The sequence below is a fragment of the Streptomyces hoynatensis genome, assembly GCF_003626535.1.
In the GTDB taxonomy this organism is placed as follows: Bacteria; Actinomycetota; Actinomycetes; order Streptomycetales; family Streptomycetaceae; genus Streptomyces; species Streptomyces hoynatensis.
In genome coordinates this window covers 618808-644239 of sequence record NZ_RBAL01000001.1, presented here as the reverse complement: position 1 = coordinate 644239, position 25432 = coordinate 618808, and the positions used below count along the sequence as shown (strand labels likewise).

At 75.4% G+C, this 25432-nt stretch carries 19 protein-coding genes; 4 read left to right on the top strand and 15 right to left on the bottom strand.

Going from position 1 to position 25432, the window contains the following annotated elements:
- The first annotated feature begins 53 nt into the window (after nucleotides 1–53).
- Complete coding sequence (locus D7294_RS02810; protein ID WP_120674970.1) at nucleotides 54–809, top strand: alpha/beta hydrolase family protein; 756 nt, start codon at nucleotides 54–56, stop codon at nucleotides 807–809.
- On the opposite strand, the gene D7294_RS32780 is transcribed toward D7294_RS02810, so the two are convergent.
- The 8 genes from D7294_RS32780 to D7294_RS02770 all read right to left on the bottom strand — a co-directional run bounded on the left by D7294_RS32780 (nucleotide 775) and on the right by D7294_RS02770 (nucleotide 9791).
- Entirely contained in the window at nucleotides 775–1815 is a 1041-nt protein-coding gene (locus D7294_RS32780) for a tryptophan 2,3-dioxygenase family protein (protein WP_241562045.1), read from the bottom strand. The genes D7294_RS02810 and D7294_RS32780 overlap by 35 nt on opposite strands.
- Complete coding sequence (locus tag D7294_RS32580) at nucleotides 1815–2762, bottom strand: diiron oxygenase (RefSeq protein WP_206619451.1); 948 nt, start codon at nucleotides 2760–2762, stop codon at nucleotides 1815–1817. Before D7294_RS32580 ends, D7294_RS32780 begins: the two co-directional genes overlap by 1 nt.
- Nucleotides 2759–4054, bottom strand: a complete 1296-nt coding sequence (locus D7294_RS32575; protein ID WP_206619450.1) for an aminotransferase class I/II-fold pyridoxal phosphate-dependent enzyme — start codon at nucleotides 4052–4054, stop codon at nucleotides 2759–2761. Before D7294_RS32575 ends, D7294_RS32580 begins: the two co-directional genes overlap by 4 nt.
- A complete protein-coding gene (locus D7294_RS02790; RefSeq protein ID WP_120674968.1) occupies nucleotides 4051–4887 on the bottom strand; it encodes an SDR family NAD(P)-dependent oxidoreductase in 837 nt (278 codons plus the stop codon). Before D7294_RS02790 ends, D7294_RS32575 begins: the two co-directional genes overlap by 4 nt.
- A gap of 964 nt (nucleotides 4888–5851) precedes the next feature.
- Nucleotides 5852–6604, bottom strand: a complete 753-nt coding sequence (locus D7294_RS02785) for an AIM24 family protein (protein WP_120674967.1) — start codon at nucleotides 6602–6604, stop codon at nucleotides 5852–5854.
- A 37-nt stretch (nucleotides 6605–6641) separates the two neighbouring features.
- On the bottom strand, nucleotides 6642–7322 hold the full coding sequence (locus tag D7294_RS02780; protein WP_120674965.1) for an AIM24 family protein: 681 nt from the start codon (nucleotides 7320–7322) through the stop codon (nucleotides 6642–6644).
- A 12-nt stretch (nucleotides 7323–7334) separates the two neighbouring features.
- On the bottom strand, nucleotides 7335–9065 hold the full coding sequence (locus tag D7294_RS02775) for a TerD family protein (protein WP_120674963.1): 1731 nt from the start codon (nucleotides 9063–9065) through the stop codon (nucleotides 7335–7337).
- A gap of 120 nt (nucleotides 9066–9185) precedes the next feature.
- Entirely contained in the window at nucleotides 9186–9791 is a 606-nt protein-coding gene (locus tag D7294_RS02770; protein WP_120674961.1) for a M48 metallopeptidase family protein, read from the bottom strand.
- Between the two features lie 417 nt (nucleotides 9792–10208).
- On the opposite strand from D7294_RS02770, the gene D7294_RS02765 reads away from it, so the two are divergent.
- Nucleotides 10209–11462: a TOMM precursor leader peptide-binding protein gene (locus tag D7294_RS02765; RefSeq protein WP_120674959.1), complete on the top strand. Its 1254-nt coding sequence runs from the start codon at nucleotides 10209–10211 to the stop codon at nucleotides 11460–11462.
- Between the two features lie 176 nt (nucleotides 11463–11638).
- Nucleotides 11639–13129 (top strand): ABC1 kinase family protein, encoded by a 1491-nt coding sequence (locus D7294_RS02760; RefSeq protein WP_120674957.1) that lies wholly within the window; start codon nucleotides 11639–11641, stop codon nucleotides 13127–13129.
- A gap of 69 nt (nucleotides 13130–13198) precedes the next feature.
- Here D7294_RS02760 and D7294_RS02755 read toward each other — a convergent pair whose 3' ends face one another.
- The 4 genes from D7294_RS02755 to D7294_RS02740 form a co-directional block, all read right to left on the bottom strand.
- Nucleotides 13199–13540 (bottom strand): hypothetical protein, encoded by a 342-nt coding sequence (locus tag D7294_RS02755; protein WP_120674955.1) that lies wholly within the window; start codon nucleotides 13538–13540, stop codon nucleotides 13199–13201.
- The gene (locus D7294_RS02750; RefSeq protein WP_422070646.1) at nucleotides 13537–13908 is read right to left on the bottom strand and encodes a WhiB family transcriptional regulator; all 372 of its coding nucleotides are present in this window, start codon (nucleotides 13906–13908) and stop codon (nucleotides 13537–13539) included. The genes D7294_RS02755 and D7294_RS02750 overlap by 4 nt, the downstream gene beginning before the upstream one ends.
- Nucleotides 13909–14023: 115 nt before the next feature.
- On the bottom strand, nucleotides 14024–14338 hold the full coding sequence (locus tag D7294_RS02745) for a hypothetical protein (RefSeq protein ID WP_338325605.1): 315 nt from the start codon (nucleotides 14336–14338) through the stop codon (nucleotides 14024–14026).
- Nucleotides 14339–14499: 161 nt separating this feature from the next.
- On the bottom strand, nucleotides 14500–16698 hold the full coding sequence (locus D7294_RS02740) for an ATP-dependent DNA helicase UvrD2 (protein WP_174248255.1): 2199 nt from the start codon (nucleotides 16696–16698) through the stop codon (nucleotides 14500–14502).
- A gap of 385 nt (nucleotides 16699–17083) precedes the next feature.
- Here D7294_RS02740 and D7294_RS02735 point away from each other — a divergent pair, with 385 nt between their 5' ends.
- Entirely contained in the window at nucleotides 17084–17341 is a 258-nt protein-coding gene (locus tag D7294_RS02735) for a mycoredoxin (protein ID WP_120674947.1), read from the top strand.
- Between the two features lie 23 nt (nucleotides 17342–17364).
- Here D7294_RS02735 and nudC read toward each other — a convergent pair whose 3' ends face one another.
- The 3 genes from nudC to D7294_RS02720 all read right to left on the bottom strand — a co-directional run bounded on the left by nudC (nucleotide 17365) and on the right by D7294_RS02720 (nucleotide 25382).
- Nucleotides 17365–18348 (bottom strand): NAD(+) diphosphatase, encoded by a 984-nt coding sequence (gene nudC / locus D7294_RS02730; RefSeq protein ID WP_120674945.1) that lies wholly within the window; start codon nucleotides 18346–18348, stop codon nucleotides 17365–17367.
- 183 nt (nucleotides 18349–18531) lie between these two features.
- Complete coding sequence (locus D7294_RS02725) at nucleotides 18532–22032, bottom strand: ATP-dependent helicase (RefSeq protein WP_120674943.1); 3501 nt, start codon at nucleotides 22030–22032, stop codon at nucleotides 18532–18534.
- Nucleotides 22033–22088: 56 nt separating this feature from the next.
- A complete protein-coding gene (locus tag D7294_RS02720; protein ID WP_174248246.1) occupies nucleotides 22089–25382 on the bottom strand; it encodes an ATP-dependent helicase in 3294 nt (1097 codons plus the stop codon).
- Nucleotides 25383–25432 lie beyond the last annotated feature (50 nt).

Sequence of the window (25432 nt, the reverse complement as noted above, 5' to 3'; positions counted from 1 at the left end):
CGCACCGGACAGCCGGAACAGCCCGGAGGGCCGGGCGGCAGGGAGGGGACCCGATGGCTGAGAACCGTTCCGTTCTGACGCGGCAGTCGCCGCCCCCGGCGCTGAGCGTGCGGTACGGGGCGGGCCCGGATCAGCTCGCCGACGTGTGGCCGGGCGAGGACGGGGCCGCGGGCCGGCCGCTCGCGGTGCTGATCCACGGGGGTTTCTGGCGGCCCGCCTACGACCGGGTGCACAGCCGCCCGATGGCCACCGCGCTGCACGCCGCCGGCTGGTCCGTCGTCTCCCTGGAGTACCGGCGGGAGCCGGGCCTGCCGGGCGCGGCCGTGGACGACGTGTGCGCGGCGCTGGCCGCCGTCCCGGGCGAACTGGCCCGCCGGGGCGTGGCGTTCGACGGCACCGTGGTGGTGGTGGGGCATTCGGCCGGCGGGCATCTGGCGCTGCTGTCCGCCGCCACCGCCCCGGCCCCCGGCCTCGCCGGGACGCTGGCCCTGGCCCCGGTCGCCGATCTGCGGCTCGCCCACGCGCTCGACCTGGACGAGGGCGCGGTGCGGGACTTCCTCGGCGGCCCGCCCGCGGATGCCGCCGGTCTCGACCCGGTGCGGCTGCCCGCGCCCTCGACGCCGGTGGTGATCGTGCACGGCACCGAGGACGTCCGGGTCCCGGCGGCGCTCGGCGAGGCGTACGCCGCCGCCCACCCCGCCACCCGGTTCCTGCCGGTCGACGGCGCGGGTCACTTCGAGCTGATCGACCCGCTCACCGCCGTCTGGCCCGTCGTCACGGAAGCCCTGGCCGGCCTCGCCCGCCGCTGACCGCGGCGGCGGGGGCCCGGCCGCCGGCCACCTCCCACAGCTCCGGGTAGAACCGGCGGTGCATCGCGCCGCGCAGGTGGGACACGCCGGAACTGCCGCCGGTGCCCGGCAGGCCGCCGATCTGCCGCTCCACGAGCAGGACGTGGGCGGCGCGCCACTCGGCCCAGACGGCGTCGTGCTCCAGTAACGCCTCCGCCAGCTCGCCGAGTTCGGCCGGCTCCCGCGGGCCTCCCGGTCCTCCCGCGTCTCTCGCGTCCGGGAGGCCCGTCCGGTTTCCTGGGGCCGCCCGGTCGCCCGCGGCCGGTTCCCCCGGTGCCGCCAGGCCCGCCACGCCGGCCATCTCGGCCAGGCCCGCCGCGTCCGCCACCTCCGGCAGGCCCGCCGCATCCGCCAGGTCCGCCGCGTCCGTCACGTCGGCCACGGCCGCGGCCAGCCGTGCCAGGGCCGCGCCGCGCGCCTCGCCGGTGGTCACGTCGAAGCCCGCCCGGCGGAGCAGGAACAGGAAGCCGTCCCACAGGCTCGGTTCTTCCTGGCGCCGCCGCAGCCGCTCGCGTTCCGCGGCGCCCAGGCCCTCGGGCACGCGCCCCGACCTGGCCCAGTCCGCGCCGGAGAGCGCCTCGATCTCCCGGAACTGCGCGGACTGGGCGCCGCTCGCCGTGCCGAGGTGGCCGCGGAAGGCGTGGAAGGCGCGCGGCGGCATCGTGCGCAGCAGCTGCAACCCGGTCACGAGGGTGCGGTCGACGGCCAGGCAGCGGGCGAGCCGCGCCCTGGCCGCCCTGGCGGCGCCCCGGAACATCAGGTCGCGGGCGTCGGCAAGTTCGCTCAGCAGCTGGGCGAACCACAGCTCCTGCACCTGGTGCACGGTGATGAAGAGGCGCTCGTCGTGCACCCGCGCCGCCGAGGGCACCTGAAGCGCGAGCAGTTCGGGAATCCGCAGGTAGCGCGTGTAGGTCAGCTCCGGCTCCCGGCCGTTGCCCTGACTCGCCGCCGGCTCGGTCTCCGCCATCACCGCTCCCCGGGCTCGTCGATGCCCTGCGCGGCGAACGCCTCGGCGACGCCCGGCAGTTCGAAGGCGCCGACCTGGGCGCACAGCCGCACCGTGGCCCTGGAGACGGCCTGGATGCGCGCCGTGACGGCCTCCCCCGCGTAGCAGTCGGCAAGCACCGCCCTGGCCTGTTCCTCGCCGAGCCCCGCCAGCCGCAGCGAGCCGTGCACGGGGGCGAGGTCCCACTCCAGCGCGGCGCGGATCATGGCCGGCAGGGCGCGGCCCGCGGCGATCCGCCGCGAGCGGTTGAGGCGCGCCCACAGCTCAAGGAAGAAGGCGGAGAAGAAGCGGTGGTGGCGGCCCTCGTCCTTGGCGTGGTCGCGCATCAGGTCCCGCACGGTGCTGACCACGGTGGGGTCCTGGGGCACCTCGTTGAGCACCGCGGTGATGAGCGTTTCGAAGACCACGGCCTGCAACTGCCCGGCGAGCACCGGGTCGCCGGGCAGCAGGGCACGCCCCGCGGCCTCCAGCGCGGTGACGAACCCGCCGTAGTCGACCTTCGGCACGGGGATGCCGGTGACCCGGGCGATCTGGTCGGCCAGGTCGAGGCTGTAGAGGGCGTGATAGCCCTCGTCGCAGTAGACCTTGAAGGCGTCCATCCGCAGGGCCGAGGGAAAGTCCATGCCGGAGCGGCCGTTGGCGACCGGCTCCGCGGCGCCGTTCACCACCCGGGTCTCCAGGTGGGTGGTGGAGTGCAGGAACTGGTAGAGGTGCCGGATGGTCAGCTCCCGGATGCGCTCGGGTGCGAGCGCCCGCACCTCGGGGTGGTCCAGGTGCGGCACCAGGTGCTCGGGGAAGAAGACGTGTCCGCGCTCGGCCTCCGCGTGGAAGATTCTCCGCACCCCGCCGCGCACTCCCGCGGCCTCGTACCAGCGGTCCAGCGGGCCGGGGGACGTCGGTTCGGTCACGGGCGGTCTCCGATCCTCGTCGTTGGCTGCTCTCGTTCCGCGGCGGCGTGCGGAAGGGCGGCGAGGCGCCGTACCGCCTCGGCCACCAGCGGCGCGCCCACCGTGTGGCACAGCCGGAACCAGCCCGGCTGCGGTGAGTGGAAGACGGCGCCTGGCAGGATGTTGACCCGCGCGGCGTCCAGGAGTTCCCGCCACAGGCGCTCCTCGGCGGCGAACCCGGCCGGGCCGTGGGCCGCCTCGGGGTCCGGCAGCCACCGCCTCAGGTCCACCCAGGTGGAGAAGCCGGCCTCGGCGGGCACGTAGGGGATGCCGTGCGCGTCGAGCTGCCCGGCGGCGTGCGCCCAGCCTTCGGCCAGCCTCCGCCTGCCCTCGGCGAGGAAGCCGCGCACCCAGTCGGGGTCGGCAAGCAGCGCCGCAAGCAGGTCCTGGGTGACGGTGGACACGGGCGCGAAGTACGCCAGCGCCCGCGCGGCGGCCAGCACCCGCGGGGCGTGGCTGCACAGGACGCCCGCCTTCCAGCCGGGCAGGGCGAAGTCCTTGGCGAAGCCCCACACGACGTGGGTGCGCTCGGCCCATTCCCGGTTCACGGCCGGGTCGAGGGCGCTGGTGAATGCCCGCGGGCCGAACACGGCGTGGGCGTAGATCTCGTCCGAGATCAGGTCCACGTCGTGGGCCCGCACCACGTCGAGCAGTTCGGCCAGCGTCCCGGGCCCGGTGACCTCCCCCATCGGGTTGGACGGCGAGGACAGCGCCACGGCGCGCACCACGGCGCCCGCGCGCTTCGCCTCGGTCAGCGCGCGGTCCACGGCCCCGGCCGTCAGCCGGAAGCCCGCGGCGGCCGGCAGCGGGGCGGGCCACAGGCGGGCGCCGGAGCGCCCGGCCAGGTCGGTGTCGAAGGCGCCGTAGTAGGGGGCGGGCACCACGATCGTCTCGCCCGGGTCGCACAGCACGGTGGCGAGGGCGTCCAGCGCGCCGGTGGCGCCGCTGATCACCACCACCTCCCCGGCGGCGAGCGGGCCGCGGAAGGTCGCCGACAGCAGGGCCGCGATCCGCTCGCGCAGCACCTCGGTGCCGTGCAGCGGCGCGTAGCGGGCGGCCGCCTCGGTGAACTCGCCGAGCCCCTTCAGCCGTTCCCCGACGAGGTCCCACAGCAGCCGGTTCTCCGCGGTGCCCAGGTTGAGGTAGCCGCCGGGGCGGGACACCGGGTCGTAGGGCTCGGCCTCCGCCCTGAAGTGGGCGTCGGCGATGGCGGGCGTGTCCGCCAGGAGCCGCTCTGCCTGCCGGGAGGTCATCGCTCCTCCTCCCCCGCGGGCCGGCCGGTGAGCAGGCCGGGGTGCACGCCCAGGCCCATGGAGGCGTCGATGACCGCGCCGTGCAGCGCCGCCGAGTGCGCTCCGGCCAGCCACCACACGAGTTCGGCGATCTCCTCCGGCTCGATCAGCCGGCCCTGAGGCAGCCGGGCGGTGAACGCGGCCCGGCCCTCGGGCGAGAGGGCGGCCAGCGTGCTGGCCTCGAACATGCCGGTCTCCACCGCGCCAGGGCAGAGGGCGAAGACGTGCACCGGGGAGTGGGCGAGGTCCGCGGCCAGGTGCCGGGTGAGGTAGGTGAGGGCGGCCTTGCTCATGCCGTCGGCCGGGTGGAAGCCGGGGAACTGGCCGATTCCGCCACCGACGCTGGCGATGTTGACGATCTTTCCCCGGCCGCGTTCCCGCATCCCGGGCAGCAGCTGCTCGATGAGCCACAGCGGGCCCACCGCGTTGATCTGGAAGAACGCCGAGGCTGTGGTGTGGGCGGGGCCGGTCGCGTACCGCTCGACGGTCTTCGAGCCGACCGCCGCGTTGTTCACCAGCACGTCCACCGGCCCGGGCAGTTCGGCGCACAGCCGCTGGTGGGACTCCCAGTCCCCCTGCGCGAAGGGGAAGGCCCGCACCTCGCCGAGGCGTTCGCCTTTGCCTTCGGCTTCCCGCTCCCGCTCCCCGAGCCGGGCCACGAGCTCCGCCGCCCGCGCCGCGCCCTGGCGGTAGGTGAACCAGACGTTCCAGTCCGGCTCGCGGGCGAACCGTTCCACACAGGCCCGGCCGATCCCGGCGGAGCCCCCGGTGACAAGCACGTTCCGTTTCGTCATCGGACCTCTTTCCTGCCTGCCCTGCGCGTCCCGCGCGCCTCCGCCCACCGTGCGCCCGGCCGCCGTCGGCGGCCCTGCGCTCCCCCCGGTTCCGCCGGGCCCGCCCGGGCGGTTCCCGCCCGCAACGCGGGCCGGCCGGCCGAGGGGCCGCCGGTCTGCCTTCTCCCCCGTGCGCGCCGGGTGCCGCTTCCGCCCGCGGGCCCCGCGGGCAACCGGTTCGGCGGGCGCGCTTTCCGCCGTGGGGTGCTTTCGCGAAAACGTCCGCGGAAACGTTCCGCGAAACATTCTGCGAAACGTTCCTCGAAACCGTTCCGGGAACGTTCTGGAAAACGTTCCGTGAGACTCTGCCGGATTCCTTCCCGAAAATGACGGCGGCGAAGTTCCCCGTGCACGCACGACGTTCGCACACAGGCCCCCGGTCGCCGTCGGCGATTGTGCCACGAGTGCGCCGCGGGGGCGATGTCCGCACGGCGCTCCCGGCGCCGCTTCGAGGGAATTCCCCTGCTCCCGCACCGGCACATCGAAGGGCATTCCGCCACGTGCCCGCACACGTCGGCATCCGGGCGGGTATGCGTGCCCCTGGGCCCATGTGGGCGGGCACCGCGCGGGGAAACGCGCCGGGAAGGCGGCGCCACCGCGCGGCTCACCCCGTATTTTCCCCAGTCTTTTCCGCCGGCCCCCGAACCCGGCCGGCGGAAACCCGCGGAGGGGCCGCAGGAATGACGGGAAATCATCGCCTCCCCGCAGGCACGGGAGTCAATCAGCCGGGAACCGAACGGGAACGGTCACCCGGCGGGCGGCAACGGGCAGACGGCGAACGGCCGGTGCGCAGGTGGCGAGCAGGTGGTCGGCAGGTAAAGGAAGTCATGAAAACGCAAAATCACCGGGTACGCCGAAAGCCGCGGCCGGCACAAAGCCCGGAACCCGCCGCGGCGGCACCGTTCGCCTTCGCGAGGCGGACCGGCTAGCGCCCCCAGGCCCCGTGCTGGCCGAGGCCCGGGTGCTGGCCCTGCGTGAACTGGCCGGCGAGGCGCTCGCCGAACGAGGTGTGCTGCGGGGGCAGCAGTTCGCTCGGCTGGACGACGACGTACCCGTCGCCCATGAAGTTCATCTCCCAGCCCTCGCCCGTGTTTCCACGCCGCCGGAACACCGACCTGCTGCTGGTCTGCGCCTGCATCTGCACCCGCAGCGAGGTCGACCAGGCCACCACGGCGTCCGCGTCGGCGCTGCAGTAGCTCTGCGGCGTGACCCGCATGACCAGCGGGTGGCCCGAGGTGGTGACGGCCACCTTGCCCTGGCCCGAGATCATCGTGTTGTACGCGCCCGCGCCCGCGATGCCGTACTGGCTCTCGACGGCGACCACGTCCCAGTGCAGGTGGGCGTCCAGGGCGAGGACGTAGGAGCTGTCCACGGTCAGGCCCTCGTGGTCGATCTCAAGAACGTGCACGTGCTGGGCGAGGTTGGCGAGGTAGACGGCGCCCTGGCCGTAGCAGCGCATCAGGGGCAGCACCTCCCCGGTGGCCCACTGGGTCTGGTGCTGCCGCGGCGACTGGTACTCGCCGTCGAACTCCACGAGCCCCTCGAAGGCGACCATGCTGCCGGTCCTGGCCAGCACGTCGTCGCCCTGGGCGAGGTTGACCCGCAGCATGTGCGCGCCCTGGGGGGCGAAGCGCTCCTGGCTCGGGTTGACGGTGTTGTTGAAGATCGGGCTCTGCACGGTCGGTATCCCCCGTCTCGGTGCGTCTCGGCTGCGGCTACTGCTGCTGGGCGAGCCGGTCGGTGCTGTCCTCGCTCGGCTGCACGATCACGAAGCCGGTGCCGGAGAAGCCCAGTTGGTAGGCCTCGCCGCTGCCGCGGCCGATCAGCGAGCCGGCCTTGAAGCTGCGCTTGCCGTTCACCTGGAGGCCGGTGGACCAGGCGACGAGGGCGTCCGGGTCGACGTAGGTCTCGCCGGACTGCGCGCAGTCCACGACGATCGGGAGGCCACGGCTGGTGACGGCCACCCAGCCGGTGCCGGAGATGCCGAGGTTGAACAGGCCCTGCCCGGCGAACTTGGCGATGCCCTTGACCCGTTGCACGCCCCACTCCAGGTGCGCGTCGAAGGCGAGGACGTTGGTCGCGTTCACCGAGATGTTGTCGTTCTCCAGGGGGAGGCAGACCACGTTGGCCCCGTAGTCGGCGAGGTACAGCAGGCCGTCCCCCTGGCACTTCATCAGCGGGACGCTCTCGCCGGTCAGCCGCCCGGCGATGGCGCGGCCCCAGGAGGCCGGGTTGGACTCGTACTGGATGTAGCCCTCGTAGGCGACCATGGAGCCCGCCCTGGCGAAGACGTCCTGGCCCGTGGTCATGGCGACCCTGGCCATGGTCGGGCCGTGGTTTTCCATCCTGGCCGCGGGCGGGGTCGGCGCGTGCCCCGCGATCATGCGCTGGTCCATCACGGGCTCCGGTCAGATCTCGTAGGGCTGGACGATGGCGAAGTTCCCCGGGGCGCCGCGGAACTGCAGCTGCGTGGTCTCGCCGGTGTGCCCGGGATAGGCGTGGCGGCGCAGCCGCACCTGGTTGGCCACCAGGACCTGGGCCGCGGCCGACCAGGCGACGATCGCGTTGGCGTCGGCGAAGGTCATCGGCGTGACGGGCATCACCAGCGGCTCGCCGCGGGTGGTGAGCACGAGCGTGCCGTGCCCCTGGAACTGGAGGGCGAACAGCGAGCCGCCGGGGATGCCGTGGCCGTCGATGCGCCGCACGTCGCAGTCGAGCGACTCGTCGAAGGCCAGGACGTGCTGGGAGGTCACGCACAGCGCGTCGCCCTGGAGCTCCACCAGGTGCAGCCGCGCGGCCTCCTCGGCGAGGAAGACCCGGCCGCTGCCGGTGCAGCGCATCAGCGAGGGGAAGCCCTCCCCGGTCATCCTGGCCTTGAGGCGGCCGCGCACCCCGGCGCCCTTGTAGCCGAAGTCGACGTCGCCCTGGTAGAGCACCATGCTGCCCTGGCGGGCCAGGACCGGGCCGCCCTCGCCCAGGTCCACGCGGATCAGCTGGGCGTTGGGCTGCGCCCAGCGGCCCTGCTCGGTGCCGCCGCGGAACTGGTCGAGGGTCCCGCGCAGTCCGCCCTGCACCGGTCCGCCCTGCACCGGTCCGCCTTGCACCGGTCCGCCCTGCACCGGTCCGCCCTGCGGCAGGCCGGGCTGGGGGTACGCGGCGGGCTGTCCGGGCTGCGGCGGCTGCCCCGGCTGCGGCGCGAAGCCGGGCTGGGGCGACTGCCCCGGCTGCGGGGCGAAGCCGGGCTGGGGGGCGGTGGGGGGAGCGGCGAAGGCGCCGGTGCCGGCCGGCTGCGGCAGGCCGTAGGCAGGCTGCGCGGGCTGCGGGGCCGCGGGGGGCTGCGTCGCCACGGGGGGCTGCGGGGCCACGGGCGGCTGGGGGGCCGGGGCGGGCTGCGGCGGGGGCGGCTGGAACGCGGCGGGCTGCGGGGCCGCGGGCTGGGGAGCCGGCGGCTGGAACGCGGCCGGCGGCGGGGCCGGTTGGGGCGCCGCAGGGGGCGCGGAGGCGGCCGCGGGCGGGGCGAAGCCGGGGGCGGCCGGCGGCGCGAAGCCGGGCGCGGCGCCAGGGGGCGCGAACCCGGGGGCGGCCCCTGCGGGTTCCGGCTCCGGCTCCTCGTCCTCCACCTCCCCGCCGAAGTGCCGCAGCAAGGCGGCGAGTCCGCCGTCGAAGCCCTGCCCGACGGCGGCGAACCGCCAGCCGTCCTTGCGGTAGAAGTCCCCGAGCATCACCGCGCGTTCGGTGCTGAACTCGGAGCCGTCGAAGGAGTACCGCGCCACCTCCTCGCCGCCCGCGACGATCCGCAGGTAGCCGGGCGCGGCCTGGGCCATGGTGCCCTCGCCGTCGATGGTGGCGGTGAAGGCCAGCCGGTCGATGGCCGCGGGCACCTTGTCGAGCGTGACCCGGAACGACTCGGTGTCGCCGGCCTGCGCCCCGAGCAACTGGAGGGCTTCCTCAGGGGACTTGGGCTGGTTGTAGAAGACGAAGTACCGGTCGTCCGAGAGCCGCTCCTCGGCGTCGAGCCCGAAGCAGCTGATGTCGAAGACCAGGCCGGGGCCGGATATCTGCACGCCGACGTACAGATCCGTCCCCCGTGTCAGGTCGCTGAGCCTGGCCTTCTGGCCACGCGTGAACTGCGTCACCATACGTAACGACCGTCCCCCATCCGAAAGCGGCATACCTCCGCGGTCAGACTATCCGCTCCCCAGGACGGCGGGCCCCGGGCCACCGGTTCCCCGCGGCCGGGAGGGGGCCTGCCGGGCGGCTCAGTCGGCCCGGCGCGGCCAGGGCGCATACGGCAGCCGCTCGGCGGCCACCACGCCCTCGAGGAAGCCGCGGGCCCGCTCCGTGCGGGGATACCGGTCGAGCAACCGCCAGAAGCCGGGGCCGTGTCCCGGCACCAGCAGGTGCGCGAGCTCGTGCAGCAGCACGTAGTCGACGACGTACTCCGGCATGCCCTGGAGGCGGTGGGAGAGGCGGATGCTGCCGAGGGCGGGGGTGCACGAGCCCCACCTGGCGTTCTGGTTGGTCACCCAGCGTACGCTGTCGGGTCGCGCCCGGCCCTGGAGGTACCGGTCGGAGAGCTCGGCCGCGCGGCGCCTGAGGTCGTCGTCGTCGAGGATGCGGCGGTCCTCCTGGGCCGCCAGCTTGTCGAGCATCACGGACACCCAGCGGCGTTCCTCGTCCGCGGTCATCCGGGCGGGGATCATGACGATCGTGCGGTCGCCCTCGCGGTAGGCGGAGACGGTGCGCCTGCGGCGGGAACTGCGCCTGACCTCGACGCGCTCGTTCCCCTCTTCGTCCAGCGCCGTCCTGCCCGCCGGGGTGATGCGCTGCGGCGGGCCGGCGCTGTTCAGCGGATCGGCGGGCACACTTCGACGTTACCGGGTGGCGGCCTGATATGTCCCGCCTGGCGGCCTGTGGGCGTCCCGGGAAAGCCCTCAACCTCCGCCCCAGACGCCCTTTTTATAGGACTATCTCGGCTTCCTGTGGAAAAGGTCACACACGCGCGCTCTGCCCTGCCTCATGATGTTCTCAGCGCGTCACCGGGTACGCACTCGGGGTCACCAAAGTCCCTTGCCGGGGCGGCGGCAGACCCCCGGTGGGCGCACCACCCCAGGGAGGGGCGGCGGAACGGGCGGCACGGCGACGGCAGTTCAGGGCAGTACAGAGCACGACGAATCGCCGGATACCGAAACAGAGCAGCACAGAGCAGCACAGGGCGCTACAGGGCACTACAGAGCAGCACAGGGCAGGCAGTAACAGGCAGGACAGAACGGGGGGCCACCGTGCATCCGATGATCAAGACCTCACTGCGCCGCGGATGGCGCGATCGGCACACGGTGCGCTACGGGGTCACACCCGCGCACTCAGTGCTGTTCGGGCCGCTGAACAGCGCGACCGAGAGCTTCCTCACCCTCCTCGACGGCACCCGGGCGCTCCCGGCGCTCCGGGACGCCGCGGCGGCGCTCGGGCTCGGCCGGGACGCGGCCGACCGGCTCGCGGCCCGGCTGGCGGCCGCCGGCGTGCTGGAGGACGCGACCGCCGAGCGGGAGGCCGTGGCCCGGGTCGGCGAGCGGCTGCGGCCCGACCTCGCCGCGCTCTCGCTGCTGCACCGGGAGCCGGGGGCCGGGGTGCGGCGGCTGGTCGACCGGCGCAGCGCCTGGGTGCAGGTGCGGGGAGCGGGCCGGGTGGGGGCGGCGGTCGCGGCGGCCCTGGCCCAGGCAGGCGTGGGCCGGGTCGAGGTGGTCGACGGCGGGCGGGTGGCGCCGGCCGACCTGGGCCCGGGCGGGCTGCGCGCCGAGCACCTCGGGACCCGCCGGGCCCAGGCCGCGGAGGGCCTGGTGCGGGAGGGCGTGCCCTGGCCGCGCGGCACGGGGGAGGAGCGGCGGGAGGGGGCGCGGCTGGTGATCTTCGCGCCCCGGGACGGCCTGCTGTCCTACGCCCCCGACCCGGCCCTCGCCGAGCCGGTGCTCGCCGCCGGCACCCCGCACCTGTACGCGGGGGTGGTGGAGGCGACGGGCTTCGTGGGCCCGCTGGTGTTGCCGGGGCGGACCGGCTGCGCCGGCTGCCTGCTGCGGGAGCGGGCGCGGCGGGAGCCGAGCTGGCCCCTGCTGGTGGGCCAGTGGCGCAACGCCGCGGACCGCGGGGTGCCCGCCTGCGACGGCCCGCTCGCCGGGGCGGTGGCCGGGCTGACGGCGTGCGCGGCGCTCGCCTTCCTGGACGCCTCGGCGCCACCGGGGCCGAGCACGAGGACCGAGATCGCCCTGCCAGGGCTCTCGGTGAGCAGCCACGCGATCCCTCCGCACCCCGAGTGCCCCTGCGGGGCCGAGGCCGCCGCCCGGGAGGCGGAGGCGGCCCGGGAGGCGGAGGAGGCCAAGCGGGCGGCGGAGGCCCGGGAGGCGGCCGAGGCCGGACAGCCGGAGCAGGCCAGGCGGGCGGAGAGGCCCCGGCAGGCGGGGACCGCGCGGCGGGCGGGAGCGGCCGGGCGAGCGGGGGCGGCGGGCCCGCGGCCGGGCGGGAGGGGGCGGCCCATGGCGTGAGCCGATCCCCTCCGCGGCCCTCGGGGTTGTCCGTCCACGGGTCCACAATGGCGGTGGAAGATGAGTGGAGCCGCGGTCGTGCCCACGGCCTGAAGCGGGGCCCCGGCCCTCGGATACGGGCGGCTTCCCGGATGACCCCGGTCTCGGGCGGCCCGGTGGGAGTTGGAGGGGACGGCATGTCTGATCTACCCCGTAAGGCGGTGACCAGGACGGCGAAGCTGGCCACCCTGCCGCTGAGCTTCGCCGGCCGGGCGACGTGGAGCCTGGGCAAGCGGATCGGCGGGCGCTCGGCGGAGCTGGTCGGCAGCGAGCTTCAGCAGCGGACGGCGGAGCAGCTGTTCAGCGTGCTCGGCGAGCTCAAGGGCGGGGCCATGAAGCTCGGCCAGGCCCTCTCGGTGTTCGAGTCGGCGCTCCCCGAGGCGGTCGCCGGGCCCTACCGGGCGGCGCTGACCAAGCTCCAGGAGGCGGCGCCGCCGCTGCCCGCCTCCTCGGTGCGGGCCGCGCTCGCCGAGCGGCTCGGCCCCGACTGGCGCGAGCTGTTCCGCGAGTTCGACGAGCGCCCGGCGGCGGCCGCGTCGATCGGGCAGGTGCACCGCGCGGTGTGGCGGGACGGCCGCGAGGTGGCCGTCAAGATCCAGTACCCGGGCGCGGGCGAGGCGCTGCTCTCCGACCTGACGCAGCTGGGCCGGTTCGTCAGGCTGCTCGGCCCCTTCATCCCCGGCATGGACCTGAAGCCGCTGGTGGAGGAGCTGCGGCAGCGGGTGGCCGAGGAGCTGGACTACGGTCTCGAGGCGGAGGCGCAGCGGCGCTACGCGCGGGAGTTCCGCGACGACCCGGACGTGATCGTCCCGGACGTCGTCTGCCAGGCGGACCAGGTGCTGATCAGCGAGTGGCTGCCGGGGCGCCCGCTGTCCGAGGTGATCGGCGGCGGCAGCCGCGAGGAGCGCGACCGGGCAGGACAGCTGCTGGCGCGCTTCCTCTTCACCGGCACCGCGCGGACGGGGATGCTGCACGCCGACGCCCACCCGGGGAACTTCCGCCTCGTGCCGCACGAGGAGGGCGGAGAGCGTTCCTGGAAGCTCGGGGTGATGGACTTCGGCGCGGTCAACAGGCTGCCGGGCGGCCTGCCCCCCGTCATAGGAAGGGCGCTGCGGATGACGCTCGACGGGCGGGCGGAGGAGGTGTACGCCCTGCTCTGCGGCGAGGGCTTCGTGAAGCCGAGCATCGAACTCGACCCGGCGGAGGTCCTCGACTATCTGCTGCCGATCATCGAGCCCGCCCGGGAGGAGGAGTTCGGCTTCAGCCGGGAGTGGATGCGGGAGCAGGCCGGGCGCATCGCCGATCCCAGGTCCGCCGCCTACCAGTTGGGCCGCCAGCTGAACCTCCCGCCGTCCTACCTGCTGATCCACCGGGTGACGTTGAGCACCATCGGGGTGCTGTGCCAGCTCGGGGCCACGGTGCGGATGCGGGAGGAACTGCTCGCCGGCCTGCCCGGGTTCGCCGAGCCCGCGGAAGGCGAGGACGAAGGCGAGGAGGCAGCCGAGGACGCCGCCTTCGCGCACGCCGGGGCCGAGGGGAACGAAGAGGCCGAGAAGGCAGAAGAGGCCGAGGAGGCGGAGGAGGAGGCCGGCGAGGCTCCCGGCGCACACGTGAAACGGCCGGCCTGAGCCGGGTCTCCCCGTCTCAGGCCGGCCGCCTCCCCCCGTCCGCGGCGCCTGTCACGGCGTCGCGGCCTCTTACATCACCGCCTGCGCCAGGGCGCGGCGGGCGCGCCGCGAGGCGCGCTCCGCCCGCCGCTGGAGCCGGCGCGACCTGCGCTGCATGCGGGCAGCGAGGGCGACCCGGCGGGCGGTGCGTTGAGACTCCGCCTCAAGGCTCAGGTCGGTCATATGGGAACGAGCCATGGCTTCTGGGATGAGTTGCAACTTCCTGGTCCTGTTCTGTTCCTGGCGCAGCCTCCCGGCCGCCGTCAGGTCGTTCGCCCCGGTCGTGGGGGCGGACGCGGGAATGGGGGTCATCTGGGTGTCTCTCCGCGGCCCGTGCGGAGCGGGCCTTCCGATGGTGCCGGTGACGTTCATGCCGTGACCGGATTCTTGCGGGGACGCCCACGCGGGCGCTTGCGCGGCACGACCACGCCCTGGACGAAGAGTTCGCCGCCCCAGACGCCCCAGGGCTCGCGGCGCTCCTTCGCCCCGGCGAGGCAGGCCTCACGCAGCGGGCAGGCGCGGCAGAGGGACTTGGCGTACTCGACGTCCTCGGGGGTCTCGGCGAAGAACACCTCGGGGTCGTAGGAGCGACAGGGCACCCCGTCGTCGAGGCGGTCGATGGCCTCGTCGAGGCCGTTCAGGGAGGTCGGCTGGGCCGAGGACAGGGGGGTCACGAAAGTCTCCGGATCGGGTGGGGAGTTCAGGTCGGGTCGGGCGTACGGCGCGAGTGGCACGGTGATTCCTCGTGTCGTTGTCGGTCGTCCCCGGCTGGTGGCCGGGCCTGGCAAAACAGAAGGGCCGCGGTTCCCGGTGTGGGTTCCGCGGCCCTGGAAGGTGCCGACCTGATCTCGCCGATCAGGCTGGATCACTCCAGGGATCGAGCCCGCGGAGGGCCCACATCGTGTGAAGCTGGGTCTTCTGCTGTCCGAAGAGCTGGTGTCCGGCGCCGGTGACATGGGTCGTGAAGGCATAGGCATTGCGCTCAATCGCCATTACCGCCACGGGCGCCTGGGTCGGTCGCCCGGCCGCCGCCTCGCGTGCTGCGGGGACGGACGCGCGTGCGGCCGCGGCACCGGACACACCGGTGCCGTGCAGGCGGGACACACCACCGAACGGACGCGAAGCGGCGAGCGGCCGATCGAGCAGTTTGCCGATGGTGTTGATGCTCACGGGACTCGCCTCCTTCTGGGCGTCTCGGGCGGGGCTGATCGCCCACGCGTGCACTTCGGTCGAACTTGGTACAACTCAGTAGAACACGGCCCCGAAGGAAGGGGAACCCTCTTCCGGCGTCGCGTGCAGCACGCTATGCGCATCTCTCGGGCGCGCGCAAACTATTTTCCTGCGGGTCGGGAAGTCGTATCCGGCGCGGCTCCTGGCGGCTCCGCGCCGGGCGCCGCGGCGGCCTCGCCCGCGCACAGGGCCAGCACCTCGGCGCCGAACTGCCGCAGCTTGTACGCCCCCACGCCGGGGATGCGGGACAGTTCGCGTTCGCTGCCCGGCGCCCCCTCGGCGATGGCGGTGAGCGTGGCGTCCGTGAAGACCGCGTAGGCCGGGCGGCCCAGCTCGGCCGCGCGTCCTGCCCGCCACTCGCGCAGCCGCTCGTACAGCTCCTCGTCGATCTGCGAGGGGCAGTCCGCGCAGCGCCGCAGCTTGATCTCGACCGCGTCGGTCATGGTCCGGCCGCACACCCGGCACTTGACCGGGCCGCGCGGCCTGCGCCCGCGGGCGCCCTGCCCCCGCTCCACGCTCCCGGTCACGCCGGGCCGCACGGCGCCGCCCGCCCCGGCGGGCCGCAGCCCGTCCAGGAAACGGCTCGGGCGGCGGCCGGCCCGCCCGCCGGGGGAACGGGCCAGCGCCCAGGACAGGGTGAGGTGCCACCTGGCCCTGGTGACGCCCACGTACAGCAGGCGGCGCTCCTCCTCGATGTGCTCGGGAGTCCTGGCGTGGCTGATCGGCAGCATGCCGTCGGTCAGCCCGACCAGGAACACCGCGTCCCACTCCAGGCCCTTGGCCGTGTGCAGCGAGGCCAGCGTGACGCCCTCGACGGTCGGGGCGTGCTGCGCGGCGGCCCGCTCGTCGACCTCGGCGACGAACTCCCCGAGCGTCGCCCCCGGCCTCGCCCGCTCGAAGTCCTCCGCGAGCCGCACCAGCGCGCGCAGCGACTCCCACCGCTCGCGCACCGCCCCCGAGCCGGCGGGCGGCTGCGGCGTCCAGCCGGTGGCCGCCAGCACCGCCCCCACCTGTCCGGCGAGCCCGTCGGCGTCGGCGAGGGCGCGGTCGTTGGCGCCCGCGCGGGCGGCGCCGCGCAGGGCAAGACCGGCCTGCCGGATCTCCGGCCGCTCGAAGAAGCGTTCCGCGCCCCGCATCCGGTAGGGCACCCCGGCGTCCGCCAGGGCCTGCTCGTAGATCTCCGACTGGGCGTTGACCCGGTAGAGCACCGCTATCTCGCTGGCCGGGACGCCGGGGCCGCCCCGCTCCACCGGGGTGAGCAGCTCCACGATCCGGCGGGCCGTCGCCTCGGCCTCCGCGGGCTCGTCCGGGTACTCCGCGAACACCGGCTCCGGTCCGCTGGGCCGCTGGGAGACCAGTTCGAGCCGGTGCTCGGCGGCCTTGCCGCGGGCCTGGCCGAGCAGCCCGTTCGCCAGGTGCACCACCTGTGGCGAGGAGCGGTAGTCACGCACCAGCCTGACCACCGTCGCGTGCGGATGCCGGGCGCGAAAGTTCAGCAGGTGGTCGGGGGTGGCGCCGGTGAACGAGTAGATCGTCTGCCCGGCGTCCCCCACCACGCACAGGCTGTCCCGGTCGCCGAGCCACAGCTGGAGCAGCCGCTGCTGGAGGGGGCTGACGTCCTGGTACTCGTCGACGAGGAAGTGCTGGTACTGGCCGCGGACGGTCTCGGCGATGTCGGGCCGGTCGGCGAGGATGCCGACGGTCAGCAGCAGCACGTCCTCGAAGTCGATGACGCCGCGGTCCTGCTTCAGCTGCTCGTAGGTGGCGTAGATCCGGCCGGTCTCCGCCGGGTCCCTGGGCGGCTCGCGACCGGCCTTGGCGAGGGCCGCCGGGTAGTCCTCCGGGGTGGTCTGCGTGACCTTCGCCCACTCGATCTCGCCGGTGACGTCGCGCAGCTCGGTCCGCTCCAGCCGCATCCGGTTGCGCGCGGCGGCCTCGGCGACGAGCGGGAACTTGCCGTCGAGCAGCCGGGGCGGCTCGCCGCCCACCGCCTTGGGCCAGAAGTACTGCAGCTGCCGCAGGGCGGCGGCGTGGAAGGTCCTGGCCTGCACGCCGCCCGCGCCGAGCCCGCGCAGCCGCCCGCGCATCTCCGCCGCGGCCCGCTGGGTGAAGGTCACCGCGAGGACCGTCGAGGGCCGGTACACCCCCGCGCGCACCCCGTAGGCGATGCGGTGGGTCAGGGCGCGGGTCTTGCCGGTGCCCGCCCCCGCCAGCACGCACACCGGGCCGTGCAGCGTGGTGGCGACGGCCCGCTGCTCCGGGTCGAGTCCCTCCAGCACGGCGTCGGCCGAGTCGGGCACGGCGCCGAACTCCCCCGCGGCGAAGGGGTGCGGAGCGCCGGCCGGCCCCGGTGGGGAGGAAGACGCGTGCGGTGCTGGTGTCACTCCGCCATGCTGCCAGGTTCGGTGAGCCGGGTGGGACGGGCTGTCCACAGGGGCACCGAATGGTCACATGAGATGAGTGCCGGCCCGGGTGTGCGCAGGGGCACCCGGCCGGGCCCTCTGCGTGCCCTCTCCGCGCCCCTCCCTGTGCCCCTCCCTGTGCCCCTGCGAAGCGGGGGCGTGGAATGCGCGGTACCGGGCGGCGTGTTCTCCTGGTGCGCGGTCGCCCGACCGGGCGGGCCGCGAGGCCGGGCCGGCGTGGCACGGGGCGCAGGAGAACACACGAGACGAAGGAGCGCGGACCATGCAGGGCAGCGTGACGATGTACAGCACCTCCTGGTGCGGCTACTGCCGCCGGCTGAAGAGCCAGCTCGACCGCGAGGGCATCGCCTACACCGAGATCGACATCGAGCAGGACCCCTCGGCCGTCGCCCTCGTCGAGAAGGCCAACGACGGCAACAGGACGGTGCCCACGGTCGTCGTCGTGCCGGAGAGCGGCGGCGACGAGGTCACCATGACCAACCCCTCGCTGGCCGCGGTCAAGCAGGCCCTGGCCGCCTGAGCCGCGGGCACCGGCCGCGGCGGCTACCAGGACGCCGCGGCCAGCGGCTTGCCGTACCACATCTCGATCAGCCGGGCCGCGATGGAGACCCCGGCCGGCGGCAGCACCTCGCCGGACTCCATCGCCTCCCGCAGCTCTTCCCGGGAGAACCAGCGGGCCTCCTCGATCTCCTCGCCGTCCACCTGCGGCTCGGAGGTGGCGGCCCTGGCGAAGAAGCCGAGCATGAGGCTGGAGGGGAAGGGCCAGGGCTGGCTGGCGACGTACTCGACCTCGGCGACGGCGACGCCCGCCTCCTCGGCGACCTCCCTGATCACGGCCTGTTCGATGGACTCGCCCGGCTCCACGAAGCCCGCCAGCGTGGAGAACCGTCCCTTGGGCCAGTGCACCTGCCGGCCGAGCAGCGCCCGGTCCTCCTCGTCGACGACCAGCATGATCACCGCCGGGTCCGTGCGCGGGTAGTGCTCGGCCCCGCAGGCCGGGCAGCGCCTGATGTGCCCGGCGGCGGCGATCACCGTGCGCTCGCCGCAGCGGGAGCAGAAACGATGCAGCCTTTGCCAGTTTTCCAGGGCGACCGCGTGCACCAGCAGTTCGTTGTCCCGCTCGGACAGCAGCGCCGCCGCCTCGCGCAGCCCCGCGGGGCGCGCGACCTCGTCCATGCGCCCGGGGAGGCTGTCCTTCTGGAGCGCGAAATAGCGCACGCCCTCGGCGTCGGTGCCCAGGAAGTACCGGTGCGCCTCGGTCAGGGGCGCGTCGAAGGACGGCATCATCACCAGCTCGGTCCTGCCGTCCGCGGTCTCCTCGATGAGGGCCTGCCCCCCGGACACGACGAAGACCCTGGTGGTCGGGTGGCTCCACGCCGCCCCGAGCCACGCCTCGTCGAGGCGGTGCCCGGCATCGCGGTCGATGCCTCCGGTGCCGGTGAGGGCCACCGGTTGCACACCGCTCCGCGCGGCGGCGCGGACGACATTCTGGACGGCGCTGTCCGGGGTGTCCGGGGTGGTACGCATACCTGAAAGCCTAATCCGTGGGCAACGGATCGGCTGTGCCCGGGTTCCGGGCCCCCGGCCCCGCGGGCGCCGGCCCCGCAAGCGCCGGGGCCACGGGGTTGGGGCACGGGCGCCGGGGCCACGGCTCCCCGCCGGGCGCGGCTGCCCACGCCCGGCCGGGCCCCTTGCCCCCGGCCGGGCTCCTCACGCCTGGCCGGGGTCGTTGGGCTCCCAGGAGTCCTCGCCCAGCAGCAGGCGCTCAAGACCGCGCCGCCCCGGCAGCACGCTCGGCCGCACCAGCTCCCCGCTACGGACGTACAGGAAGGCCGCGCTGACCGAGGAGAGCGGCAGTTCGTGGCGCTCGGCCCAGGCGAGCCGGTAGATCGCCAGCTGCAGCGGGTCCGCGTCCTGGCGGCGGTTCGTCTTCCAGTCGATGATCTCGAAGCCGCCGTTCGGGGTCCGGTAGACGGCGTCGATCCGCCCCCGGATGACCCGCCCGGCCAGGTGCAGCTGGAAGGGCGCCTCGACGCGGTAGGGCCGCCGGGTGGCGTAGGGGGTGTTCGCGAACGCCTCCTTCAGCGCTTCGAGGTCGCGTTCGTCACGGATGGCGGCGTCCTCGTACTCCCCGTATGTGCCCAGGGATTCCGCGAACTCGCCGCCCGGCGGCTCGTCGGGACCGAGCATGGGCAGCGCGAGTTCCTCGAAACGCGACTCGACCCAGGCGTGGAATCGGGTGCCGCGGCGGGCCGCGGGCTGCGGCGGCCGCGGCATCGGCCTGGCCAGCTCGCGGGCGAAGCCCTCGGGGTCGGCGGCCAGGCGCTGCACCTGGGAGGCGGAGAGCGAGGCGGGCAGCGGCACCTCGCGCACCGCGGCCCTGGCCTGCCGCAGCTCCGCCGCCAGGGCGGCCAGGTCCCGGTCCCAGGAGGCGACGGTGCGCCGCTCCTCCGGCGTCAGCGCGGCCTCCCCCTCGGCGGCCTCCCCGCCGCCGGCTCCCTCCTCGCCGACTCCCCCTTCGCCGGCTCCCTCCTCGCCGACTCCCTCCTCGCCGACCGCCTCCTCGCCGGCCTCGGCGCCGTACTCGTCCGCGCCCGGCTCCCCCGCCGCCCCGGCCGCCCGGCCGCCCCGGGGGCGCGGGATGCCGCGCAGCCGGTCGATCACCGCCTCGGCCGCGGCCCGGCGGCGGGCCAGGGCGGCCGCATCCAGCGGCAGCGGCCAGGCCAGGTCCTGCTCCGCGGCGGTCAGCGCCGGGTTCTCCTCGCCCTCGGCGGGCGGGTCGGCCCACGCCTCGACCTCGCCGTTCGCCGGGCTCGCCGTGCAGTGCGCGCGCAGCGCGTCGAGGAAGCCGGAGGGGCCCCGCGGCCGCTTCTGGCTCGGCCCCCACCAGTGGCCGGAGCCGAGCAGCAGGGTGCGCGGCCTGGTGAACGTGACGTACCCGAGCCGCAGCTCCTCCAGGGCCAGGTGGGCGCCGAGTTCGGCCTGGTACTCCTTGTGTGCGCGCGCGGTCCACTCGGCGACCTCGGGCAGGGTGGCGGCGTCGCCGCGCAGCGGGTGCGGCAGCGCCCTGGCCTGCCGGAGCCAGGAGTCCCGCGAGGACGTGGCAGGGAAGACCTCGCGGCACAGCCCGGGCACGGCCACCACGTCCCACTCCAGGCCCTTGGCCTTGTGCGCGGTGAGCACCTTCACCGTGTCCTCGCCGCCGGGCAGGGAGCCGTCGAGGCCCTTGTCGTACTGCACGGCGGCGCGCAGGAAGGCGAGGAAGGCGGGCAGCGTCGCGGAGCCGTCCACGGCGGCGCCGGTGCGGCCCGAGGCGAAGCCCGCGGCCAGGTCGAGGAAGGCGCCCAGCGTCTCGCGGCGCCTGGCGGCCAGCGCCTGCGGCGAGGCGGACAGCTCGACCTCGAGCCCGGTGACGGCCAGCACCCGGTGCAGCACATCCATCAGCGGGTCGCCCAGCGAACGGCGCAGCTCGCGAATCTCCGCGGCGAGGTGGGCGAAACGCACCCGGGCCGCCGGGTCGAAGGGCAGCCCCTCGTGCTCGGGCGGTCCTTCGCGCCCGCGCTCGCCGCCCGCCACGAAGGTGTCGAGGGCGTCCGCGAGCGAGGTGACCTCCGCCGGGTCGGTGCCCGCCACGGCGGCGGCCAGCGCCTCGGCCTCGCCGGCGCCCTCCGGCTGGTCGCCGCGCCGCACCAGGCGCCTGGCCAGGCGGCCGAGCAGGGCCAGGTCGCGCGGGCCGATCCGCCAGCGCGGCCCGGTCAGCAGGCGGACCAGGGGGGCGTTGGCCGTGGGGTCGGCGAGCACCTCGCAGACCGCGACGAGGTCGGCGACCTCGGGCAGGTGCAGCAGCCCGGCCAGGCCCACCACCTCCACCGGCACCTGCCGGGCGACCAGCGCCCGCTGGATGTCGGCGAAGTCGGCGGCGGTGCGGCACAGCACCGCGATCTCGCCCGGCGGGGTGCCGGTGCGCACGAGATGCGCCACGGAATCCGCCAGCCAGTCGAGCTCCTCGGCGTGGGTGCGCAGCAGCGCGCAGCGCACCAGGCCCACGCCGTCCGCGCCCGGCGCCGGCCGCAGCGGGACGACGGAGGGGTGCCGTTCGCGCAGCGGCGCGGCCAGGTCGTTGGCCAGGGCGAGGAGGCGCCCGCCGCTGCGGCGGTTCTCGCCGAGGGTGTCGCGGCGCGCCTCGGTGCCGTCCCGGTGCGGGAAGTGGGCGGGGAAGTCGTCGAGGTTGGCGACGGAGGCGCCGCGCCAGCCGTAGATCGCCTGGCAGGGGTCGCCGACCGCGGTGACCGGGTGGCCGGTGCCGCCCCCGAACAGCCCGGCCAGCATGACCCGCTGGGCGACGGAGGTGTCCTGGTACTCGTCCAGGAGCACGACGCCGAACTCCCCGCGCAGCGCGGCCCCCACCTCGGGCACGTCCCTGGCGAGGGTGGCGGCCAGGGCGATCTGGTCCCCGAAGTCGAGCAGGTCCCCGGCGCGCTTGCGGGCCCGGTACGCCTCGACGAGGGTGAGCAACTGGCCGCGGCCCCGGGCGGCCTGGGGCACCAGGCGCAGGTCGGCGTTGGTCAGCTCGGCCCGCTCCAGCTCGCCGAGCAGCGCGGCGTCGAACTCCCGCAGCCGCTCCGGCGTCACCAGGTGCTCCGACATCTCGGCGTCCAGGGCGATGAGATCGGCGACCAGGCTGGTGAACGTGCCGCCCTGCGGCTCGAATTCGGCCGGCGCCGCGCGCAGCACCTCGGCGGCCAGCTGGAAGCGGCCCGCGTCGGCCAGCAGCCTGGCGGCGGGCTCGATGCCGAGGCGCAGCCCGTGGTCGCGCAGCAGCCGCCCGGCGAAGGCGTGGTAGGTGGACACCGTCGGTTCGCCGGCCTCGCCCACCTCGCCCGCCTCGCCGGCCGGGCCGCCCTGGGCCTGGCCCGCCTCGCCCGGGGGCGGGATGATCCGGGCGGCCGTCAGCGCCTTGCGCACCCGCTCGGCAAGCTCCCCCGCGGCCTTGTTGGTGAAGGTGAGCCCCAGCACCCGCTCCGGCGCGACCTGTCCCGTGCCCGTGAGCCAGACCACGCGGGCGGCCATCACCGTCGTCTTTCCCGAGCCGGCGCCCGCCACGATCGCCTGGGGGGCGCAGGGCGCGGTGATGCACGCCAGCTGCTCCTCGGTGAACGGAACGCCGAGCAGTTCCCTGAGCTGTTCGGGGTCGGTGAGTCGCGCGGGCACCCGGTGAGACTAGCCGCCGGGTCCGACAGTCCGGCGTTCCCGGGGCGCGCGTGTGGTCAGTCCACGACCTGTCTGCCCTCGGGGCGCGCGCTGCACGCCCCCTTGAAGTGGCAGTGCCCGCAGTGCTGTCCCGGGGCGGGGCCGAACCGCTCGTCGAGCACCCGGCCCGCGGCCTCGGCCAGCAGCTCGCCCACCCATCTCCCCTCGCCGTCCGCCTCGCCCGCGGCGAGCGGCTGCTGCCGCTGCACCGCGGGCAGGGCGTCCCCGCCCTCGCGCTTGGCCGCGCCGAGGCGCAGGTGCACGAGTTCGGCGCCGCCCGGCTCGGCGGGCCGCCCCGCCGCCGCGTCGCCGTGCCTGAGGGCGAGCTGGTAGACGGCGAGTTGGGGGTGCCGCTCCACCTCGGCGCGGCTCGGCTTGGTCCTGCCGGTCTTGAAGTCGACGACGTACGCCCGGCCCTCGGCGTCCCGCTCGACGCGGTCCAGGACGCCGCGGATGCGGACCTCGTGCCGCCCGGCGGGCAGCGTGACGTCGAACTCCTCCTCGCTGGCGGTGGGTTCACGGCCGTTTTGGCGTTGCAGCACGTGCCAGCGCAGGAAGCGCTCCAGCGCGGCCCTGGCCTCGGCCTGTTCGCGGCGGGACTGCCAGGGGGCCTCGAAGGCGAGGGCGTCCCAGACGGTGTCGAGGCGTTCCATCAGCACCGAGAGGTCGGCGGGGGTGGTGCCCGAGGCGACCTCGTCGGCGAGCACGTGCAGCACGTTGCCGAAGCCCTGGGCCGCGGTGGCCGGCGCGTCGGCGTGCACCTCGCGGCCGAGGAACCACTGCAGGGCGCAGGTGTCCACCAGCTGCCCGAGCGCGCTGCCGGTGAGCGCCACCGGCCCAGCGGGGTCGCGCACCGGGGCGGGCGAACGCGTCGGCTCGCGCAGTCCCCACCAGCGCTCGGGGTGGGCGGCCGGGGCCAGCGGGTGGCCCTCCTCGTCGCGCAGCGCGGCGAGTTCGGCCAGCCGGTCGGCGGCCGCGCGGCGCAGCGCGGGGGAGGCGCCGGGGTCGACGGTGGTGGCGCGCAGCTCGGCGACCAGCGCGGCGAGGGACAGCGGGCGGTGCGGGCGGCCGTGCACCTCCCGCGGCTCCACGCCGAGTTCGCGCAGGAAACGCGAGGGCTGGTCGCCGTCCTCGGCGCCGTGCACCGCGGTGACCACGAGCCGGTCCCTGGCCCTGGTGGCGGCGACGTAGAACAGCCGCCGTTCCTCGGCGAGCAGCGCGGAGGCCGGCAGGGGCTCGGCGAGCCCGTCCCGCCCGATCCGGTCGGCCTCCAGCAGGGAGCCGCGCCGGCGCAGGTCGGGCCACAGCCCCTCCTGCACCCCGGCGACCACCACGAGGGACCACTCCAGGCCCTTGGCCCTGTGCGCGGTCATCAGGCGCACCGCCTCGGGGCGCACGGGGCGGGCGGCGAGGGTGTCGGCGACGATGTCGTGCGCCTCCAGCTCGGCCAGGAAGTTCTGCGCCCCGCGCCCGCCGATGCGCTCCTCGGCGCGCGCGGCGGTGTCGAAGAGGGCGCACACGGCGTCGAGATCGCGGTCGGCGTTGCGGCCGGCCGCGCCGCCGCGCCTGGCGGCCCGCTCCAGGCGCTGCGGCCAGGCGGTGCCGTCCCACAGCAGCCACAGTGCCTCCTCGGCGCTGCCGCCGCCCTCGAGCAGTTCGTGGGCCTTGCGGAGCAGCAGGCCGAGGCGCTGGGCGCCCCCGGCGTACGCCGGGTCGTGGGCGACCAGCCGCTCGGGTTCGGCCAGCGCCCTGGCGATCAGCCGGTCCGAGGGGGGCGGCACGGCCACGCCGGCGGCCCGCTCCTCGTTGCGCAGGGCCCGGCCGAGGCGGCGCAGGTCGGCGGCGTCCAGCCCGCCGAGCGGCGAGGTCAGCAGGTCCTGGGCGGTGGCGGGGTCGAGCGCCTCGGCCGTGTCCGGGGCGGCGACCACGCGCAAGGCGGTGAGCAGCGGCGCCACGGCGGGCTCCTGGCGCAGCGGCAGGTCGTCGCCGTCCACGTCGAGCGGCACCCCGGCGGAGGTGAGCGCCCGGCGCACGCCGGGGATGGACCGCGCGCCGGCGCGCACCAGCACGGCCATCTCGCCCCACGGCACGCCCTCCTCCAGGTGGGCCCGGCGCAGCAGGTCGGCGATGTTCTCCAGTTCGGCCCCCGGCGTGGGGAAGGTGCGGACCTCCACGCTGCCGCCCGGGCGCTCCGCGGTCAGCTCCCGGTGCCCGCGGACGGCGTCGGCCGGCAGCCGGGAGAGCGGCAGCCGGGCGGCGAGCAGCCGGGTGGCGGCCAGCAGGGCCGCGCCGCTGCGGCGGCCGACCCGCAGCGCGGCCACCGGGGCCTCGCGGCCCTCCCTGGTGCGGAAGGCGCGCGGGAAGCCGAGGATGCCGTTCACGTCGGCGCCGCGGAAGGCGTAGATCGACTGGTCGGGGTCGCCGAAGACCACCAGGTCGCGGCCGTCCCCGGCCAGCGCCCGCAGCAGCGCGGCCTGCGCCGGGTCGGTGTCCTGGTACTCGTCCACGAACACGGCGTCGTACCTGGCCCTGGCGGTGGCGGCGATCTCCGGCCGCTCGGCCAGGCGGACCGCCTCGCGCACCAGTTCCGTGTAGTCGAGGACCCCTTGCGCGCGGGTGACGTCGAGGTACTCGGCGAGGAAGCGGGCCGCCGCCGCCCAGTCGGGGCGGCCGGTGCGGCGGGCGAACGCGGCCAGGGTGCCCGGTTCGAGGCCGAGTTCCCGCGACCTGGCGAGGACGGCGCGCAGCTCGTCGGCGAAGCCGCGGGTGGTGAGGGCGGCGCGCAGCTCGTCCGGCCAGCGCGGCCCGCCGCCCGAGGACTCGAGGTCGCGGTGGCCGGCCAGCAGCTCCCGCAGGTAGAGGTCCTGTTCCGGGCCGGTCAGCAGGCGCGGCGGCTCGGCGTACGCCTCGGGTCCCCGGTGCGCCCGCACGAAGGCGTAGGCGAAGGAGTGGAAGGTGGCGGCCTGCGGGGAGCGCCCGCCGAGCCGCGCGGCCATCCGGTCCCTGAGCTCGGCGGCGGCCTTGCGGCTGAAGGTGAGGACGAGGACGCGCTCGGGGTCCGTGCCGCGCTCCACCCGCGCGGCCACCGCCTCCACGAGCGTCGTGGTCTTTCCGGTGCCGGGGCCCGCGAGCACGAGAAGCGGTCCGCCCGCATGGTCAACCACGGCGCGCTGGCTCGCGTCCATGGCAAGGGTGCGCGCGTCGCTCACCGGGGCGCGCACCAGTCGATACGCTCCCGGGGCGGAGGGCGGCCGGTCAGTGGACGTGACCGCGGGCGGGACGGCGGACGAGACGGAGAGCTTCACGTGCATCGCGGATTCTCTGGGACGGATGAGAAGACGGTACGCCAGTCGGCACGTGG

Excerpts from the sequence above, each read along its gene's own strand:
- D7294_RS02720 (WP_174248246.1), bottom strand. The coding sequence starts at position 25,382 with ATGCACGTGAAGCTCTCCGTCTCGTCCGCCGTCCCGCCCGCGGTCACG.
- D7294_RS02790 (WP_120674968.1), bottom strand. The coding sequence starts at position 4,887 with ATGACGAAACGGAACGTGCTTGTCACCGGGGGCTCCGCCGGGATCGGC.
- D7294_RS32780 (WP_241562045.1), bottom strand. The coding sequence starts at position 1,815 with ATGGCGGAGACCGAGCCGGCGGCGAGTCAGGGCAACGGCCGGGAGCCG.
- D7294_RS02775 (WP_120674963.1), bottom strand. The coding sequence starts at position 9,065 with ATGGTGACGCAGTTCACGCGTGGCCAGAAGGCCAGGCTCAGCGACCTG.
- D7294_RS02810 (WP_120674970.1), top strand. The coding sequence starts at position 54 with ATGGCTGAGAACCGTTCCGTTCTGACGCGGCAGTCGCCGCCCCCGGCG.
- D7294_RS02760 (WP_120674957.1), top strand. The coding sequence starts at position 11,639 with ATGTCTGATCTACCCCGTAAGGCGGTGACCAGGACGGCGAAGCTGGCC.
- D7294_RS32575 (WP_206619450.1), bottom strand. The coding sequence starts at position 4,054 with ATGACCTCCCGGCAGGCAGAGCGGCTCCTGGCGGACACGCCCGCCATC.
- D7294_RS02755 (WP_120674955.1), bottom strand. The coding sequence starts at position 13,540 with ATGAACGTCACCGGCACCATCGGAAGGCCCGCTCCGCACGGGCCGCGG.
- D7294_RS02780 (WP_120674965.1), bottom strand. The coding sequence starts at position 7,322 with ATGGACCAGCGCATGATCGCGGGGCACGCGCCGACCCCGCCCGCGGCC.
- nudC (WP_120674945.1), bottom strand. The coding sequence starts at position 18,348 with ATGCGTACCACCCCGGACACCCCGGACAGCGCCGTCCAGAATGTCGTC.
- D7294_RS02735 (WP_120674947.1), top strand. The coding sequence starts at position 17,084 with ATGCAGGGCAGCGTGACGATGTACAGCACCTCCTGGTGCGGCTACTGC.